Genomic DNA, 15412 nt, shown 5'->3' on the forward strand with positions numbered 1-15412 from the left:
GGGTGGGACGTTCGAGCGACATCGAGTCCTCCATCGAAGGCATTCCAGCTCGCCCGACGTTAGTCCATCGACTGAACCATGTGACTTGCGATGTGAACGATTGGCATCAATGGGGCTACGCCTCTTGGCCAGGGGCGGTGCGAGAGTGCAAGATTCGCCAGTGGAAACCGCTGAGGTGAGCATCCATGGTGCTCTCGCCGCTCTTCGCGGCCGGCTCTCCGGCGTGCAGTACCCGCTGGAGGTCAGCGACGCGGAAGACGCCCGCACGACGCGACGCGATCTGCTCGCCCAGCTCGACGACTACATCCTGCCGCGCCTGGACCAACTGGACGCGCCGCTGCTCGCCGTCGTCGGCGGCTCGACCGGCGCGGGCAAGTCGACGCTGGTGAACTCGCTGGTCCGGCGCAAGGTCAGCGACGCCGGCGTGCTGCGGCCCACGACCCGCTCGCCGGTCCTCGTCCACCACCCCGACGACATCGGCTGGTTCGACGAGCTGCGGGTGCTGCCTGACCTGCCGCGGGTCGCGATCCACGACCAGGCCGGCGGCGCGCTGCGGCTGGTCGCCGACGACGGGCTGCCGGCCGGCGTGGCCATCCTCGACGCGCCCGACGTCGACTCCGTCGTGACGGAGAACCGGACGCTGGCCGCGCAGCTGCTCGCCGCCGCGGACCTGTGGCTGTTCGTGACGACCGCGGCGCGCTACTCCGACGCCGTCCCGTGGGACTTCCTGCGCGCCGCCGCCGAGCGGCAGGCCGCCGTCGCCGTCGTCCTCGACCGGGTCGCACCCGAGTCCGTCAGCGAGGTCCGCGCCCACCTCGCATCGATGCTGGCCGAGCACGGCCTGGCCGACGCGCCCCTGCTGGTCGTGGAGGAGACCGCGCCGGACGACTCCGGCCTGCTGCCCGAGGAGGCGGTCGCGTCGGTGCGGGCGTGGCTGGACGGGCTGGCCGCGGACGAGTCGGCGCGCAACGAGATCGTCCGGCGGACGCTCGACGGCGCGATCGGCGGCGCGCTGCGCCGGCTGCCGAAGCTCGCCGACGCGGCCGACAACCAGGTGGCGACGCTGACCCGGCTGCGCGACGAGATCGCCCACGTCTACGGCAAGACGGCCAAGCGGATCGACGCCGCGTCCGCCGACGGCTCGATGCTGCGCGGCGAGGTGCTGGCCCGCTGGCAGGACTTCGTCGGGACCGGCGACTTCATGCGGTCGCTCGAGGCGAAGGTCGGCCGGCTGCGCGACAAGGTGACGGCGTTCCTGCGGGGCCGCCCGCAGCCCGCCGCCGCCGTCGAGGAGGCGATCGAGAGCGGCGTCGCCGCGATGATCGTCGAAGAGGCCAACCGGGCCGCCGAGAAGGCCGATGGCAAGTGGCGCGACTCCGCCGCCGGGCGGGCCCTGCTGGCCGGCGACGACCTCTCCCGCACCGCCGCCGACCTGCCCACGCGCAGCGCCGCGACCGTCCGCGAGTGGCAGGACGCGGTGCTGGAGATGGTCCGGGCCGAGGGCGCGGACAAACGGTTCAACGCCCGGCTGCTGTCGTTCGGCGTCAACGGGCTCGGGCTCGCGCTGATGATCGTCGTGTTCGCGTCGACGGCCGGGCTGACCGGCGCCGAGGTCGGCGTGGCCGGCGGGACCGCCGTCGTCGGGCAGAAGCTGCTCGAGGCGTTCTTCGGCGACGAGGCCGTGCGGCGGCTGACCGCCCGGGCCCGCGCCGACCTGTCGCAACGGGTCGAGGAGCTGCTGCGGACCGAGTCCGCGCGGTTCACCGACCGGCTCGGGGGACTACCTGTCGAGGCGGGCGCGGGCGATGCGCTGCGGGCCGCTCTCGTCACCGTCGAGCAGGCCCGGGAGGACGCCGCATGAGGAGGTGGCCCCGCCGCGACCGCGTCACGCTGCCGGAACGGGTGACCGCGCTGCAGGAGGCGGTCGCGGCCGGCGGCAAGCGGCTGCCACCGGACCTCGCTGAGACGGTTCAGGTGGTGGTCGACCGCGCCGGCGAGCGTCGCCAGTTGTCGGTCGAGCACACGGTCGTCGCCCTGGCGGGCGCGACCGGCAGCGGGAAGTCGACGCTGTTCAACCGGATCGCAGGCATGGAGGTCTCCGTCGTCGGCGTCCGCCGCCCGACGACGTCGGATCCGCTGGCCATCGTGTGGGGCACGCAGGGGGTGATCCCGCTGCTGGACTGGCTCGGCGTGCCGCCGCGGCACCGGGTGGCCCGCGAGAGCGTGCTGGACTCCGGTGCGGGCGACGACCTCGACGGGCTGGTGCTGCTGGATCTCCCGGACCACGACTCCACCCAGAAGGCGCACCGCGACACCGTCGACCGTCTCGTCGAGATGGTCGATCTGTTCGTCTGGATCCTCGACCCGCAGAAGTACGCCGACGCCGCGCTGCACGAGCGGTACCTGCGGCCGCTGGCGTCGCACCAGGGCGTCACGGTCATCGTGCTCAACCAGATCGATCGGCTCTCCCGCGCCGACGTCGTCGAGTGCGTCACCGACCTGCGCGGGCTGCTGGACAAGGACGGGCTGGACGAGGTCCCGGTGGTCGCGCTCTCGGCGGCGACGGGCGACGGCGTCGACGTGCTGGTCGACCTGATCCGGACCGCCGTGACCAAGCGCCGCGCCGTCGACGAGCGGATCGAGGCCGACATCAGGATGACGGCCGAGCTGGTCGCGACCGCGGTCGGCTCCGGTTCGCCGGGGACGGTGGGCGACGCGGAGCGGCGGCGGCTGGCGTCGGCCGTCGTCGAGGCGTCCGGTGCGGACGTGGTCGCCGAGGCGGCGGGTCGGTCGTATCTGCAGCGGGCTCGGGCGGCGACCGGGTGGCCGATCACCCGCTGGCTGGGCCGGTTTCGACGCGCTCCGCTGGCGAAGCTGGGCGTCCGGGTCCGGTCGTCGGTGCTGACTTCTGGCGCGCCGGGAGACTCGGGCGGGCGGATCTCGTTGCCCGCGCCGACGCCGGTGCAGCGGTCCCGGTCCGACGCCGCCGTGCGCGAGTACGGCGACGCGGCAGCCGGAACCCTGCCGCCGTCGTGGCGCGACGCCGTCCGCTCCGCCGCCGCGTCGGCCGGGAAGCGGCTGCCCGACGAGCTGGACCGGCGGGTCGCGGGGACCGACTTCGGCATCGCGTCGCGGCCGCGCTGGTGGCGGCTGTTCAACGCGCTGCAGTGGCTGGCGCTGCTGACGGCGGCCGCCGGGGTGCTGTGGCTGCTCGCACTGGCGGGCACGTCGTTCCTCCGCTTCGACGTCGCTGAGCCGTCGGTCGGCGGAGTTCCGGTGCCGACGGTGCTGCTGGCCGGTGGGTTGGTGCTGGGCGTGCTGCTCGGGTTGCTGGGGCTGGTGGCCGCGCGGCGCGGCAGCCGGCGCCAGGAGGCCCGCGTCCGCCGTCAGCTCCATGACCTCGTCGACGGCGTCGCCGCGGAGGTCGTCGTCCAGCCGATCGACGTCGAGGTCGGCCGGTACCGCGATTTCACGTCCGCGTTGGAGCGGGCCCGCGCCTGACAGGTTTTAGAGTCGGCGGGGTGGAGCCGTTCCGCATCGACGTGCCCGAGTCCCAGCTCGACGACCTGCGGGCGCGGCTGCGCGCGACCCGCTGGCCGGAGCCTGCCACCGTCGCGGACTGGTCGCAGGGGGTGCCGCTGGAGTGGCTGCGCTCGCTGTGCTCGTACTGGGCGACGGGTTACGACTGGCGGCGGGTGGAGGGGTGGCTGAACGGGCTGCCGCAGTTCCGGACCGTGATCGACGGGCTCGGGTTCCATCTGCTGCACGTCCGCTCGCCGCACGACGACGCGCTCCCACTGGTGCTGACGCACGGCTGGCCCGGGTCGGTGCTGGAGTTCCGCAAGGTGATCGGGCCGCTCACCGATCCGGTGGCGTACGGGGGTCGTGCGTCTGATGCGTTTCATGTGGTGGTGCCGTCGCTGCCCGGTTATGGGTTCAGCGACAAGCCCGCGTCCGTCGGCTGGGGCGTCGAGCGGATCGCCGCCGCGTGGGCGACGCTGATGTCGCGGCTCGGGTATGAGCGGTACGGCGCCGTCGGGAGCGACTGGGGCACGACGGTGTCGACGTTGCTGGGGGTCGCTTCGGCGGACCGGATCGCCGGGATCCATCTGATGCCGCCGCTGGCCCCGCCCGACCCGGCGACGTTCGGCGACCTCACCGAGGCGGAGGAGTCGGCGCTGGCCGCGTTGCGGGAGGCGTCGGAGTGGGGGTCGGGGTACTCGCGGCAGCAGGCGACCCGGCCGCAGACCGTCGGGTATGGGCTGGTCGACTCGCCGGTGGGGCTGTGCGCGTGGATCGCGGAGAAGTACTGGTTCTGGACCGACCACCCCGGTTCGCTCTCGACCGTCGTGAGCCGGGACGAGCTCCTGGACACGGTGATGCTGTACTGGCTGCCCGCCGCCGGTGCGTCGGCGGCGCGACTGTACTGGGAGAGCATCCGCCAGGTCGACGAGTGGATCGCGGGCCGCGTGGGCGACGCCGTCGACGTGCCGACCGGGTGCACAGTGTTCCCGAAGGAGCTGCAGCGGCCGTCGCGGCGATGGGCCGAGCGGCGGTTCACGAACATCGTCCACTGGAGCGAGCCCGCCCGGGGTGGGCATTTTGCCGCTCTGGAGCAGCCGGAGATCGTCGTGGACGAGATCAGGACGTTCTTCCGCCTGGTCCGCTGACGGCTTCGGCCGGCCGGCTGCTCGACGGGGTTCCGCGGCGTGTGTGCTGTTGTCGGGCCCTGGGGGCGCCGGCCGAGCCGCACGGTCCTCCATGGCTCCGGTTCGGCAGGCCGCGGGCGGTCGTGGGCGCCGCGCGGCCGTGGGGCCCGTGCGGCCGTGGGGCCCGTGCGGCCGTGGACTGCACGGCCGTGGACTGCGCGGTCGTGGGCCTCGCGCGGTCGTGGACCCCGCGCAGTCCACGTGACCAGCCTCGGCCTCCCGCTGCGGCGGTACCGGCGGCGGTGCCGGTCCGTCCGTTCTTCCCCTCGGCCCGCGGGTTCGGGGCGCCGCTGTCCACAGGCCCCATGAGCTCGCCGAGTTGTCCACAATTCGCCGAACCGGCCTTTCGATCGGACGCTCCGGCCGGAAGTCTCGTGATCATCAACCGCATCGGTACGAGCACAGGAGACGTCACATGAGCGAGGTCATGATCACAGTCGTCGGGAACGTCGCGACCGAACCACGGATGGACGAGACGAAGAAGGGCGAGCGGTTCGCCAGCTTCCGGCTGGCCTGCAACAGCCAGCGGTACGACTCACGGACGCGCACCTGGGTCGACGACGACGCGTCCTACTACACGGTCTACTGCTGGCGGGCGCCGCTGGCCGACAACATCAAGACGTCGCTGCACAAGGGCGATCCGGTCCTTGTGTACGGCCGGCTGAAGAATCGGGAGTGGCGCGACGACAACAACGCGATGCGGGTGTCGCCGGAGATCACCGCACGCAGCCTCGGTCACGACCTCTACCGCGGCATCTCCCTGTTCACCAAGGTCAGCCGGCAGCCGATCCTCCCCGAGGACGACGACGCGGTCGACTCCGTCCGGGCGGCCTACCTCGCCCAGGAGCAGGGTGTCGATCGGCGGACCGGTGAGATCCTGGCCGGTCAACGCCGGGCCGGGATCCAGCCCGCGCCAGGATGGCCACCCGACGGTGCGCGTCCGATGGACGGCGCCAGATCGATGGACGCCGGTCGGCCCGTGGCCGGAGTCCGGCAGTTGGCCAGCGCTCCATCCATGGACACGACACCGCCCGAGCTCCGCACCCGGCCCACCGGCGTCATGGTCCTCGACGCCACTCGCCCCGGCGAGACCACACGTCCCGCGGACACCGCGCGATCGACGGACGCCCGGCGGCCGATGGATGCCGGGCGGCCGGTGGCCGGCGCGCCGCGGATGATGGATGGACGGCCCGTGGCGAATGTGCCGCCTGTGGACGGTTACTCCAATGGCGACCGGCCGGCGAACAGCGCTCCTGCCCAGGTCGGCGATCGGCTCACCGCTGGTGATCGCATGACTGCCGACGACCGCATGATGGGCGGGAACCGGTCGTCGGGCCCAGACCCGGCGAATGACGGCGACCGCGCGACGGGCGAGGCCCGGTCGGCAACTGTCCCCGCGCCGGCAACGGCGGCGAACGCCGAGACAACGACAGCCGGCGCGGAGACGCCCCTGGAAGGTGCTGGGGCACCCGCGAAGCAGGCGTCGCCGCCGAGGGCGAAGACCGCCCAGCCCAAGGGCGACGGCGCACGCCCCGACGGGACCTTGCCGCCGCGTTCGACTGGTCGTGCCGGGCGCGAGAAGGCCGGCGTGAGCGGCTGACCCGGCTCTGCAGGGCGGGCTCGCGGCCTGACGGGACGTCGCCGCCGCGTTCGACTGGTCGTGCCGGGCGCGAGAAGGCCGGCGTGGGCGGCTGACCCGGCTCTGCAGGGCGGGCTCGCGGCCTGACGGGACGTCGCCGCCGCGTTCGACTGGTCGTGCCGGGCGCGAGAAGGCCGGCGTGGGCGGCTGACCCCGGCCCCGCGGCGCCCGCGCACAGCCTGAGGGGACCTCGCCGCCCCGCTCGACCGGTCGCGCCAGGCGCGAGAGGCCGACGTCGGTGGCTGACCCGACTCCGCGCCGCCGGCCGTCGGTGGCCCACCACGGACCCCCCGATCCGTGTCCTCACCCGACGACCGGCGGCGCGGTCCCGGTCTGGCCGACCGGCGCCAGATCCCTCGCCGCGGAGCCCGTGCCGCGCTCCGCGGCGAGGTCGGCGGGCGAGGTCGCCGTGCGAGCCTGCCTGTGACGGCAAATCGCGGGACGCCGGGACGCCGGAGCACCCACCGTCGCCGACGCTTCTGCCGCAGCCGCCGGCTACCACCGATCCGCAGCCCGACAGGAAGGGAGGACGGACCCACCCACCACTCACGACTCCAGAAGCCTGATGACCAGCGCGAACCGTCGCCACAAGCCACGTCACGGCCGGGACCGTCCGGCATCGATGAGCCGAGTCGGCCGCGACGGCAGCCCGGGTCGTGCTCAGAGAGGGGACGCGGTCGTCTCGGGAGGGAGTGAGGCCGTACTCTTGGACTCGTTATGGCGGACTTCATTTACTCCATGCGTAAGGCGCGCAAAGCGCACGGTGACAAGGTCATCCTCGACGACGTCACGCTGTATTTCCTGCCGGGTGCGAAGATCGGCGTCGTCGGGCCCAACGGCGCCGGCAAGTCGAGCATCCTCAAGATCATGGCGGGGCTCGACCAGCCGTCGAACGGTGACGCCCAGTTGGCGCCCGGTGCGACGGTCGGTTACCTCGCGCAGGAGCCGGCGCTCAACGAGGACAAGACCGTGCTCGGCAACGTCCAGGAGGGCGTCGCCGAGACTCTCGAGCTGCTCAACCGGTTCAACGAGATCACCGAGAAGATGGCCGTCGACTACTCCGACGAGCTGCTCGACGAGATGGGCAAGCTGCAGGAGCAGCTCGACCATCGCAACGCGTGGGAGCTGGACTCCCAGCTCGAGCAGGCCATGGACGCGCTGCGCTGCCCGCCGCCGGACGCCGACGTGTCGGTGCTGTCCGGTGGTGAGCGCCGCCGGGTGGCGCTGTGCAAGCTGCTGCTGCAGCAGCCCGACCTGCTGCTGCTCGACGAGCCGACGAACCATCTCGACGCCGAGAGCGTGCTGTGGCTGGAGCAGCACCTGGAGAAGTACCCCGGCGCGGTCATCGCCGTGACGCACGACCGGTACTTCCTCGACCACGTCGCTCAGTGGATCGCCGAGGTCGACCGCGGCCGCGTCCACGGCTACGAGGGCAACTACACGACCTACCTGGAGACGAAGGAAGCCCGCCTCAAGGTCGAGGGCCAGAAGGACGCCAAGCGGCAGCGCCGGCTGCGCGAAGAGCTGGAGTGGGTCCGCTCCAACGCCAAGGGCCGGCAGACCAAGCAGCGCGCCCGTCTCGACCGCTACGAGGAGATGGCGGCCGAGGCCGAGAAGACCCGCAAGCTCGACTTCGAGGAGATCCAGATCCCGCCGGGTCCGCGGCTGGGCAACCTCGTCGTCGAGGCGAACAAGGTCACGAAGGGCTTCGGCGACCGCACGCTGATGCGCGACCTGTCGTTCTCGCTGCCGCGCAACGGCATCGTCGGCGTCATCGGCCCGAACGGCGTCGGTAAGACGACGCTGTTCAAGATGATCGTCGGCCAGGAGCAGCCGGACGCGGGCGAATTCCGCATCGGCGACACGGTCCGGCTGTCCTATGTCGACCAGTCGCGCGGGGGCATCGACCCGAAGAAGAACGTGTGGCAGGTCGTGTCCGACGAGCTCGACCACATCAAGGTCGGCCAGGTCGAGATGCCGAGCCGCGCGTACGTGTCCGCGTTCGGCTTCAAGGGACCGGACCAGCAGAAGCCGGCCGGCGTGCTGTCCGGCGGTGAGCGCAACCGCCTGAACCTGGCGCTGACGCTCAAGCAGGGCGGCAACCTGATCCTTCTCGACGAGCCGACCAACGACCTCGACGTCGAGACACTGCAGTCGCTGGAGAACGCCCTCTTGGAGTTCCCGGGCTGTGCGGTCATCACGTCGCACGACCGGTGGTTCCTGGACCGCGTCGCCACCCACATCCTCGCGTGGGAGGGCGACGACGAGGACCCGGCGAAGTGGTTCTGGTTCGAGGGCAACTTCGAGAGCTACGAGAAGAACAAGATCGAGCGGCTCGGCGCCGACGCCGCGCGGCCGCACCGGGTCACCTACCGCAAGCTCAACCGCGACTAGGGGCCCCGGCGTGCCGCGCCACGTGACACACGTGCCCCTGCGCTGGGCCGACATGGACGCCTACGGTCATGTCAACAACGTCGTCTACCTGCGCTACCTGCAGGAGGCACGCGTCGACATGCTGTTCATCCACGCCCCGAAGCAGGGCGCGGAACAGCTCGCCGAAGGCGTCGTCGTGGCGCGGCACGAGATCAGCTACCACGCGCCGCTGCACTATCGGGCCGAGCCGGTCCGGGTCGAGACGTGGGTCCGCCGCGTCGGCAACTCGTCCTTCGACCTGGGCTACGAGGTGCTCGACGTCGACGGCGACGGCGGCCGGACGGTGTACGCGGTCGCGTCGACGGTGCTGGTGCCGTACGACCTCGAGGACGCGCACCCGCGCCGGGTCGCGCACGAGGAGCGCCTGGTGCTCGAGTCGTTCCTGGAGCTCGACGGCCCCGAGCCGGGGAAGGCGGCCGCGTGAGGCACGTCTACGAGTGCTCCGTCCGGTTCGATGACCTCGACGCGTTCGGGCACGTCAACAACGTGACGTTCGCCGAGTACCTGCAGGAGGCGCGGGTCGACTTCGCGCACCGGCAGCTCACCTCGACGGGCAACGCGCCGCACGAGGGCTCCGTCGTCGTGCACCAGAGCATCGACTACCTGGCGCCGGTACCATTCCGCACCGATCCCCTGCAGGTCGAGGTGTGGGTCACGCGCATCGGCACCACGTCGTTCGAGGTCGGCTACGAGGTCCGGGACGAGTCGACGCTGTTCGCGCGGGCCACCGGCGTGCTGGTCGCGTTCGACGTCCGCGCCAACACGCCGCGTCCGGTCAGCCCGGCCGAGCGCGAGGTCCTCGAGCGCTACCTCGAGGCGTCGTGACGTCGTTCGTCCCGGCCCACCCGGCCGCCGCGGCCGACCTCGCGACGTTCGCCCGCCGGGTGGCCAAGTACGAGCCCGACTCCGTGCTGCGCATCGTCGCCCACGGGACCGTCGCCGGCTGCTTCGCCGAGACCCCGTTCGACGCGCTCGCGCTGCGCGCCGTCGGGCTGGCCGAGCCCGCCGAGCTCGACGTCGTCGTCGAGGCCGGCAACCTCGCCGCGCGGGCGGTCGGCTCCGCCGGGCGGTTCGAGCTGCCGCCGGCGCTGCCCGCGCTGCGCTGGGCCAGCAGCCTGCCGCCGCGCTCCGGCTGGACCGAGCTCGCCCGGCTCCCGCTGACCGCCGTCGTCGCCGATGTCGAGCGCGGGGTCGAGGAGTTCCGCACCCGCGCGGCCGGGGTCGCCGACGGGAAGTCGCTGCGGGCCGGCCGGGCGGCGCTGGAGGGGCTCGCGACCGAGATCTGGGACCGCGAGCTGGCCGCCGGCATCCCGCTGCGGCTCGCGCACGCCGCCTCGTCCTACGGCTTCCTCAGCGGCGCCGACGACGCCGAGGTCGCGCTGCGCTCGGTCGGGCCGTGGTGGCGGCTGGACGCGCCCAACGGCTCCGTCCTCGCGCGCTCCGGCCTCGCCCTGTTCGCCCTCTGACCGGACGCGGCCCGCACCGCCGCGCCCATGATCATCAACCTTTCGGGCTGTCCTGACGACACAGAAGGTTGATGATCATGGGAGCGCGAGCGATCAGACGGCGAGCCAGGCGGCGGTGTCGGCGGGCAGCCGGCCGTCGGCGTCGACGTCGCCGCTGGCGAGGATCACCTCGCGGTGGGCCGGCAGCTCGGCCGGCGCCGTCCCGAGGTTGACCACGCAGGCGAACGAGCGGCCCCGCTGGAACGCCAGCACGTCGTCCGACGACGACGGCAGCCAGGCCAGCGGCTCGACCGAGGGGATCGAGCGCCGCAGCCGCAGCGCGGACCGGTACAGCGACAGCGTCGACGCCGGGTCGGCGGCCTCGGCCTCGACGGAGCGCGAGCCCCAGCCGGCCGGCTGCGGCAGCCACGCGCCGCCCGTGCCGAACCCGTACGACGATCCGGAGACGGTCCAGGGCAGCGGCACCCGGCACCCGTCGCGGCCACGCTCGGTGTGACCGGACCGTTCCCACACCGGGTCCTGCAGTGACTCCTCCGGCAGATCGAGCACCTCCGGCAGGCCCAGCTCCTGGCCCTGATACACGTACGCGCCGCCGGGCAGCGCCAGCATCAGCAGCGCCGCCGCCCGGGCCCGCCGCGTCCCCAGTTCGAGGTCGACGGGGCCGGACGCGCGTCCCGCGTGCCCCGCGCCGGCCGCCGTCACCGTGCGGCCGTAGCGGGTGACGACCCGCTCGACGTCGTGGTTCTCGAGGACCCAGGTGGCCGGGGCGCCGACCGAGGCGAGCACCGTCACCGAGTCGTCGATGGAGCGGCGCAGCTCGGCGGCCGTCCAGCCGGACTTGAGGTAGTCGAAGTTGAACGCGCTGTGCAGCTCGTCGTCGCGCAGATAGCGCGCCAGCCGCTCGGCCGGCTCGACCCACGCCTCGGCGACGTACAGCTTCGGCGGGTCGTAGGAGTCGGCGACCTCGCGCCAGCCGCGGTAGATGTCGTGCACGCCGTCGCGGTCGAAGAACGGGTGGTCGGCGATCGACGGGCGGTCCAGCAGGCCGGACTTGTCGTACGGGAGGTCCGGCCCGTCCATGTTCTTGTCCATGCCGTGCGCGACGTCGATGCGGAACCCGTCGACGCCGAGGTCGAACCAGAACCGCAGGATGTCGAGGAAGTCGGCGCGCACCTCGGCGTTGTTCCAGTCGAAGTCGGGCTGCGACACGTCGAAGATGTGGAAGTACCACTGGCCGAGGGAGCCGTCGGGCTCGGTGACCCGCTCCCAGGCCGGCCCGCCGAACACGCTGCGCCAGTTGTTCGGCGGCAGCTCACCGGTCTCGCCGCGGCCGTCGCGGAAGACGTACCGGGCCCGCTCGGGCGAGCCCGGTCCCGCGGCCAGCGCCTCCTTGAACCACCGGTGGTCCCAGGAGCTGTGATTCGGGACGATGTCGAGCAGCACCTTCAGGCCCAGCCCGTGCGCCTCGTCGAGCAGCGACTTGGCCTGCGTGAGATCGCCGAAGCGCGGATCGATGTCGCGGAAGTCGGCGACGTCGTACCCGCCGTCGTTCAGCGGCGACGGATACCACGGGTTGATCCACAGCGCGTCGATGCCGAGGTCGCGCAGGTAGGGGAGCCGGTCGCGCAGTCCGGCGACGTCGCCCTCACCGTCGCCGTTGCCGTCGGCGAAGGACCGGATGTACACCTGGTAGATGACGGCGTCTCTCCACCAGTCACGGGAAGCCTGAGTCACGGGACACCAGCTTAGGACATGACGGTAGCGGCGCCAGGTCCGCGGCCGTCGCCCCTGCGTGTGGTGTCATGGCAGTTCGACGACGCCGAGGAGGGTGCACCGTGCACGGTCCCGACCTGCTGATCGACGCGTTCGGCCGGATCCGCGAGCGGGTCCACGCGACCGTAGGCGGGCTGACGCCGAGTCAGCTGGCCCACCGCGTCGACCCGGACGCCAACTCGATCGCCTGGCTGGTCTGGCACCTGACCCGGATCCAGGACGACCACGTCGCCGAGGTCGCCGGCATCGACCAGGTGTGGTCGTCCGGCGGCTGGGCGGGCCGGTTCGACCTGCCGTTCCCCGCCGGCGCGACCGGTTACGGGCATACCAGCGCCGACGTCGCCGCGGTGCGGGCCGATCCGGAGCTGCTGATCGGCTACCACGACGCGACGCACGAGATCACCGAGGGCTTTCTGCGCGAGCTCGACGACGAGACGCTGGACCGGGTCGTCGACGAGGGCTGGGATCCGCCGGTGACGATGGGCGTGCGGCTGGTCAGCGTGATCGGCGACAACTACCAGCACATCGGCCAGGCGGCGTTCGTCCGCGGGATCGTCACCCGGCTCGGCATCGCCTGACGGGCGCCTGCCGGCCGCCGATCGTCCGCACCGCCGGCGGGACCGACAGCGCCAGGACGACGGCGACGGCGGCGACCGCGAGCATCGCGCCGGGCAGGCCCACGGCGCCGGCCCACTGCCCGACGTAGACGGGACCGGCGAGGAAGCCGAGATAGGCGACGGTGGTGACGACGCCGGTCGCCCGGCCGCGGTCGGCCTCGTCCACCCGGCGCGCGACCAGGCCGAAGACGGTCGGTTGGAGCACGGCGGTTCCGGCCGCGGCCAGGCCCAGCCCCGTCACGGCGACCGCCACGTGTCCGGCGGCGGCGACGATCGCCGTGCCGGCGGCGGCGGTCAGGGCGCCGGCGACCAGCACGACGAGCGCGTGCCGGCCGGTCAGGCCGGCGGTGGCGAACCGCGTCAGCGCGACGGCGCCGGCGAAGACCGCGGGGCCGGCGGCGGCGAGCGGCGGGCCCGCCGACAGGACGTCACCGAGGTAGACCGCGCTCCAGCTCTGGTGCGCGTTCTCGACGGCGAACGCCAGCGCCACCAACGTGCCGGCGACGAGCAGCGGCAGCAGCGGCAGTGGTCGCCGGTCGCCCCAGGCGGGCGTGGCGGTGACCGACCCAGGTCCGCGCGTCCAGGCGGTGGAAGCGGCGAGCGTGATCAGGCCCGCCACGCCACCCGCCGCGGCGGCCAGGACGAACGGCACGACGACGGGTGCACCGGCGCCGCGGAGGGCGCCGCCGGCGAGGCTGGCCACCACGACGGCGGCGGAGAACACGCCGTGCGCCCGCGCGATCACCGGCCGGCCGGACGCCTGCTCCGCCGAGGCGGCCGCCGCGTTGTTGGCGACGTCGGCGGCGCCGGACACCGCGCCGAGCAGGGCCAGGCCGGCGGACAGGCCGACGAAGCCGTGGCCGGTGACGGCGACGACGATCCCCGTCATCCCCAGGCCCACCTGCAGCAGCGCCGTGACCCGATGTCCCCACCGGTCCACCGCCGGCCCGGTGAGCAGCATCGCGGGCAGCGCTCCGGCGCCGATGAACAGCAGCGCCGTGCCCAGCTGCCCGTGACCGAGCCCGGCCTGCTCGCGGACCGCCGGCAGCAGCGCGCCCCACACACCCCACAGCGCGCCGAAGGCGGCAAACCCGGCATAGGCAGCGCGTGCCGGCGTCGTCACGACTCCTCCCCACACGTGGTCACGGTCGAACGACATACCCGGCGGTGTTACGCTCAAACACAGAAGTAGCCCGTAACCGCGAAGAGGCATGATGGCGTTCAAGCTGATCGGCGGGCATCCGGCCGTGGACTTCCTCAACACGGTCGGCGGGTTCGAGCCCGCCCTGGTGGAACTGCTGCCGAGCTACGCCGACCTGGTCGCCTGGGCCGAGCAGACGGGGCTGATCGGTCCCGAGCAGGCCGGACGGCTCAGGGCGGCGGCCCGCCAGGAAACGGCCACCCTCGCCCGGGCGCACGAGCTCCGCGCGCACCTCGAGGCGGTGATCCGGGCCGAGCTGGCCGGGACCGCGCCGGACCGGCACCACCTGGACGCGATCCACGACGCCTACGTCGCCGCGCTCGCCGCGGCGAGGCTCGGCCGCGGGCCGGCGGCCTACGCCTGGGGCTGGCCGGCGTCGGACGAGCCGGAGAGCGTGCTGTGGCCGATCGCGGACCGGATCGTCGGCCTGCTCGGCTCGGCGGACCTGGCCCGGCTCGCGGAGTGCTCGACGGCGAACTGCCGGTGGATCTACCTGGACCGGACGAAGAACCACAACCGGCGCTGGTGCAGCGACGACACCTGCGGCGTCAACGCCCGGATGCGCCGCTACCGGGCCGCCCGGCGGGCCGGCTCCCCGGCCGGCGTGCCTGCCCGCGAGCGGTAGGCCGTCAGTCCTCGAACGTGTTCACCATGGAGTGCGCCGCCCGCTCCAGGTAGTCCCACAGCGTCTCGCGATACACCGGCGCCAAGTCCAGCTCGTCGACGGCCGTGCGCATGTGCAGCAGCCAGCGGTCTCGCGCCGCCGGGTTGACCTTGAACGGCGCGTGCCGCATCCGCAGCCGCGGGTGACCGCGCTGGTCGGAGTACGTCGTCGGGCCGCCCCAGTACTGCTCCAGGAACAGCAGCAGCCGCTCCTCCGCCGGCCCGAGGTCCTCCTCCGGGTACAGCGGCTTCAGCAGCGGGTCGGTGGCGACGCCCTCGTAGAAGCGGTGCACGAGCTTCGCGAACGTCTCGTGCCCGCCGACGGCGTCGTAGAAGTTGTCCAGGCGGGTGGTCACCCCTCCATCGTCGCCGCCGGGCCACCCGAGATGCAAAGTGCCCCTGACCACACGCCGGCGGAGCGGACAGGGAAGGATGGACGGCGGTCACACATACGTCGCATGGGAGGAACAGTTCATGGCAACGACCCGCACCGCCACCACGCGCTGGGAAGGCTCGCTGTTCGAGGGCGCCGGCCGCGTCACCCTCGACTCGTCCGGGCTCGGCACCTACGACGTCACGTGGGCCGCGCGCACGGAGGCGCCGGAGGGCCGGACGTCGCCGGAGGAGCTGATCGCGGCGGCGCACTCGTCCTGCTTCTCGATGGCGTTCTCCAACGGGCTGGCGAAGGCCGGCACGCCGCCCACCTCGCTGGAGACGTCGGCGGACGTGACGTTCCAGCCGGGCGAGGGCATCACCGGCATCAAGATCACCGTGCGCGGCGTCGTGCCGGGCATCTCCGCCGAGGACTTCGTCGCCGCGGCTGAGGACGCCAAGGCGAACTGCCCGGTCAGCAAGGCGCTGACCGGCACGACGATCACGCTCGACGCGGCGCTCGCCGAGGGCTGAGCGCG

Annotated in this window: 14 protein-coding genes; 11 read left to right on the forward strand and 3 right to left on the reverse strand. The window is 72.9% G+C overall.

The genetic code is table 11. The annotated features are described in order from the left end of the window. Window positions 1-160 precede the first annotated feature (160 nt). The 8 genes from C1I92_RS18660 to C1I92_RS18695 all read left to right on the forward strand — a co-directional run bounded on the left by C1I92_RS18660 (window position 161) and on the right by C1I92_RS18695 (window position 10247). Window positions 161-1861, forward strand: a complete 1701-nt coding sequence (locus C1I92_RS18660; protein ID WP_146605192.1) for a GTPase family protein — start codon at window positions 161-163, stop codon at window positions 1859-1861. Further along, entirely contained in the window at window positions 1858-3501 is a 1644-nt protein-coding gene (locus C1I92_RS18665; RefSeq protein ID WP_111256163.1) for a GTPase, read from the forward strand. The genes C1I92_RS18660 and C1I92_RS18665 overlap by 4 nt, the downstream gene beginning before the upstream one ends. Window positions 3502-3521: 20 nt before the next feature. Then, complete coding sequence (locus tag C1I92_RS18670; protein WP_111256164.1) at window positions 3522-4670, forward strand: epoxide hydrolase family protein; 1149 nt, start codon at window positions 3522-3524, stop codon at window positions 4668-4670. Window positions 4671-5124: 454 nt separating this feature from the next. Continuing rightward, complete coding sequence (locus tag C1I92_RS18675) at window positions 5125-6309, forward strand: single-stranded DNA-binding protein (protein ID WP_111256165.1); 1185 nt, start codon at window positions 5125-5127, stop codon at window positions 6307-6309. Between the two features lie 756 nt (window positions 6310-7065). After that, window positions 7066-8742: an energy-dependent translational throttle protein EttA gene (gene ettA / locus C1I92_RS18680; RefSeq protein ID WP_111256166.1), complete on the forward strand. Its 1677-nt coding sequence runs from the start codon at window positions 7066-7068 to the stop codon at window positions 8740-8742. 10 nt (window positions 8743-8752) lie between these two features. Continuing rightward, window positions 8753-9205 carry an acyl-CoA thioesterase gene (locus tag C1I92_RS18685; RefSeq protein ID WP_111256167.1) on the forward strand — a complete coding sequence of 151 codons (453 nt, stop codon included), beginning with the start codon at window positions 8753-8755 and terminating at the stop codon, window positions 9203-9205. Then, window positions 9202-9606 carry an acyl-CoA thioesterase gene (locus C1I92_RS18690; RefSeq protein WP_111256168.1) on the forward strand — a complete coding sequence of 135 codons (405 nt, stop codon included), beginning with the start codon at window positions 9202-9204 and terminating at the stop codon, window positions 9604-9606. The genes C1I92_RS18685 and C1I92_RS18690 overlap by 4 nt, the downstream gene beginning before the upstream one ends. Then, window positions 9603-10247, forward strand: coding sequence for a DUF8185 domain-containing protein (locus tag C1I92_RS18695; protein ID WP_111256169.1), 645 nt, complete (start codon window positions 9603-9605; stop codon window positions 10245-10247). The genes C1I92_RS18690 and C1I92_RS18695 overlap by 4 nt, the downstream gene beginning before the upstream one ends. A gap of 93 nt (window positions 10248-10340) precedes the next feature. Here C1I92_RS18695 and C1I92_RS18700 read toward each other — a convergent pair whose 3' ends face one another. Then, a complete protein-coding gene (locus C1I92_RS18700; protein ID WP_111256170.1) occupies window positions 10341-11981 on the reverse strand; it encodes a glycoside hydrolase family 13 protein in 1641 nt (546 codons plus the stop codon). 101 nt (window positions 11982-12082) lie between these two features. On the opposite strand from C1I92_RS18700, the gene C1I92_RS18705 reads away from it, so the two are divergent. Continuing rightward, the gene (locus tag C1I92_RS18705) at window positions 12083-12598 is read left to right on the forward strand and encodes a mycothiol transferase (protein WP_111256171.1); all 516 of its coding nucleotides are present in this window, start codon (window positions 12083-12085) and stop codon (window positions 12596-12598) included. On the opposite strand, the gene C1I92_RS18710 is transcribed toward C1I92_RS18705, so the two are convergent. Next, window positions 12576-13760: an MFS transporter gene (locus C1I92_RS18710; RefSeq protein WP_199521356.1), complete on the reverse strand. Its 1185-nt coding sequence runs from the start codon at window positions 13758-13760 to the stop codon at window positions 12576-12578. The genes C1I92_RS18705 and C1I92_RS18710 overlap by 23 nt on opposite strands. Window positions 13761-13851: 91 nt before the next feature. Here C1I92_RS18710 and C1I92_RS18715 point away from each other — a divergent pair, with 91 nt between their 5' ends. Continuing rightward, on the forward strand, window positions 13852-14463 hold the full coding sequence (locus C1I92_RS18715; RefSeq protein WP_158564195.1) for a CGNR zinc finger domain-containing protein: 612 nt from the start codon (window positions 13852-13854) through the stop codon (window positions 14461-14463). Window positions 14464-14467: 4 nt separating this feature from the next. Here C1I92_RS18715 and C1I92_RS18720 read toward each other — a convergent pair whose 3' ends face one another. Beyond that, window positions 14468-14857 carry a globin gene (locus C1I92_RS18720; RefSeq protein ID WP_111256174.1) on the reverse strand — a complete coding sequence of 130 codons (390 nt, stop codon included), beginning with the start codon at window positions 14855-14857 and terminating at the stop codon, window positions 14468-14470. Between the two features lie 118 nt (window positions 14858-14975). Between C1I92_RS18720 and C1I92_RS18725 the strand changes: the two genes are divergently transcribed. Beyond that, window positions 14976-15407: an OsmC family protein gene (locus C1I92_RS18725; protein ID WP_111256175.1), complete on the forward strand. Its 432-nt coding sequence runs from the start codon at window positions 14976-14978 to the stop codon at window positions 15405-15407. Window positions 15408-15412: the final 5 nt, after the last annotated feature.

Source organism: Jiangella anatolica, assembly GCF_003236295.1.
Classification (GTDB): Bacteria; Actinomycetota; Actinomycetes; order Jiangellales; family Jiangellaceae; genus Jiangella; species Jiangella anatolica.

Coding starts and splice junctions, on each gene's coding strand:
- C1I92_RS18665 (WP_111256163.1), top strand. CDS start 1,858: ATGAGGAGGTGGCCCCGCCGCGACCGCGTCACGCTGCCGGAACGGGTG.
- C1I92_RS18675 (WP_111256165.1), top strand. CDS start 5,125: ATGAGCGAGGTCATGATCACAGTCGTCGGGAACGTCGCGACCGAACCA.
- ettA (WP_111256166.1), top strand. CDS start 7,066: ATGGCGGACTTCATTTACTCCATGCGTAAGGCGCGCAAAGCGCACGGT.
- C1I92_RS18715 (WP_158564195.1), top strand. CDS start 13,852: ATGGCGTTCAAGCTGATCGGCGGGCATCCGGCCGTGGACTTCCTCAAC.
- C1I92_RS18725 (WP_111256175.1), top strand. CDS start 14,976: ATGGCAACGACCCGCACCGCCACCACGCGCTGGGAAGGCTCGCTGTTC.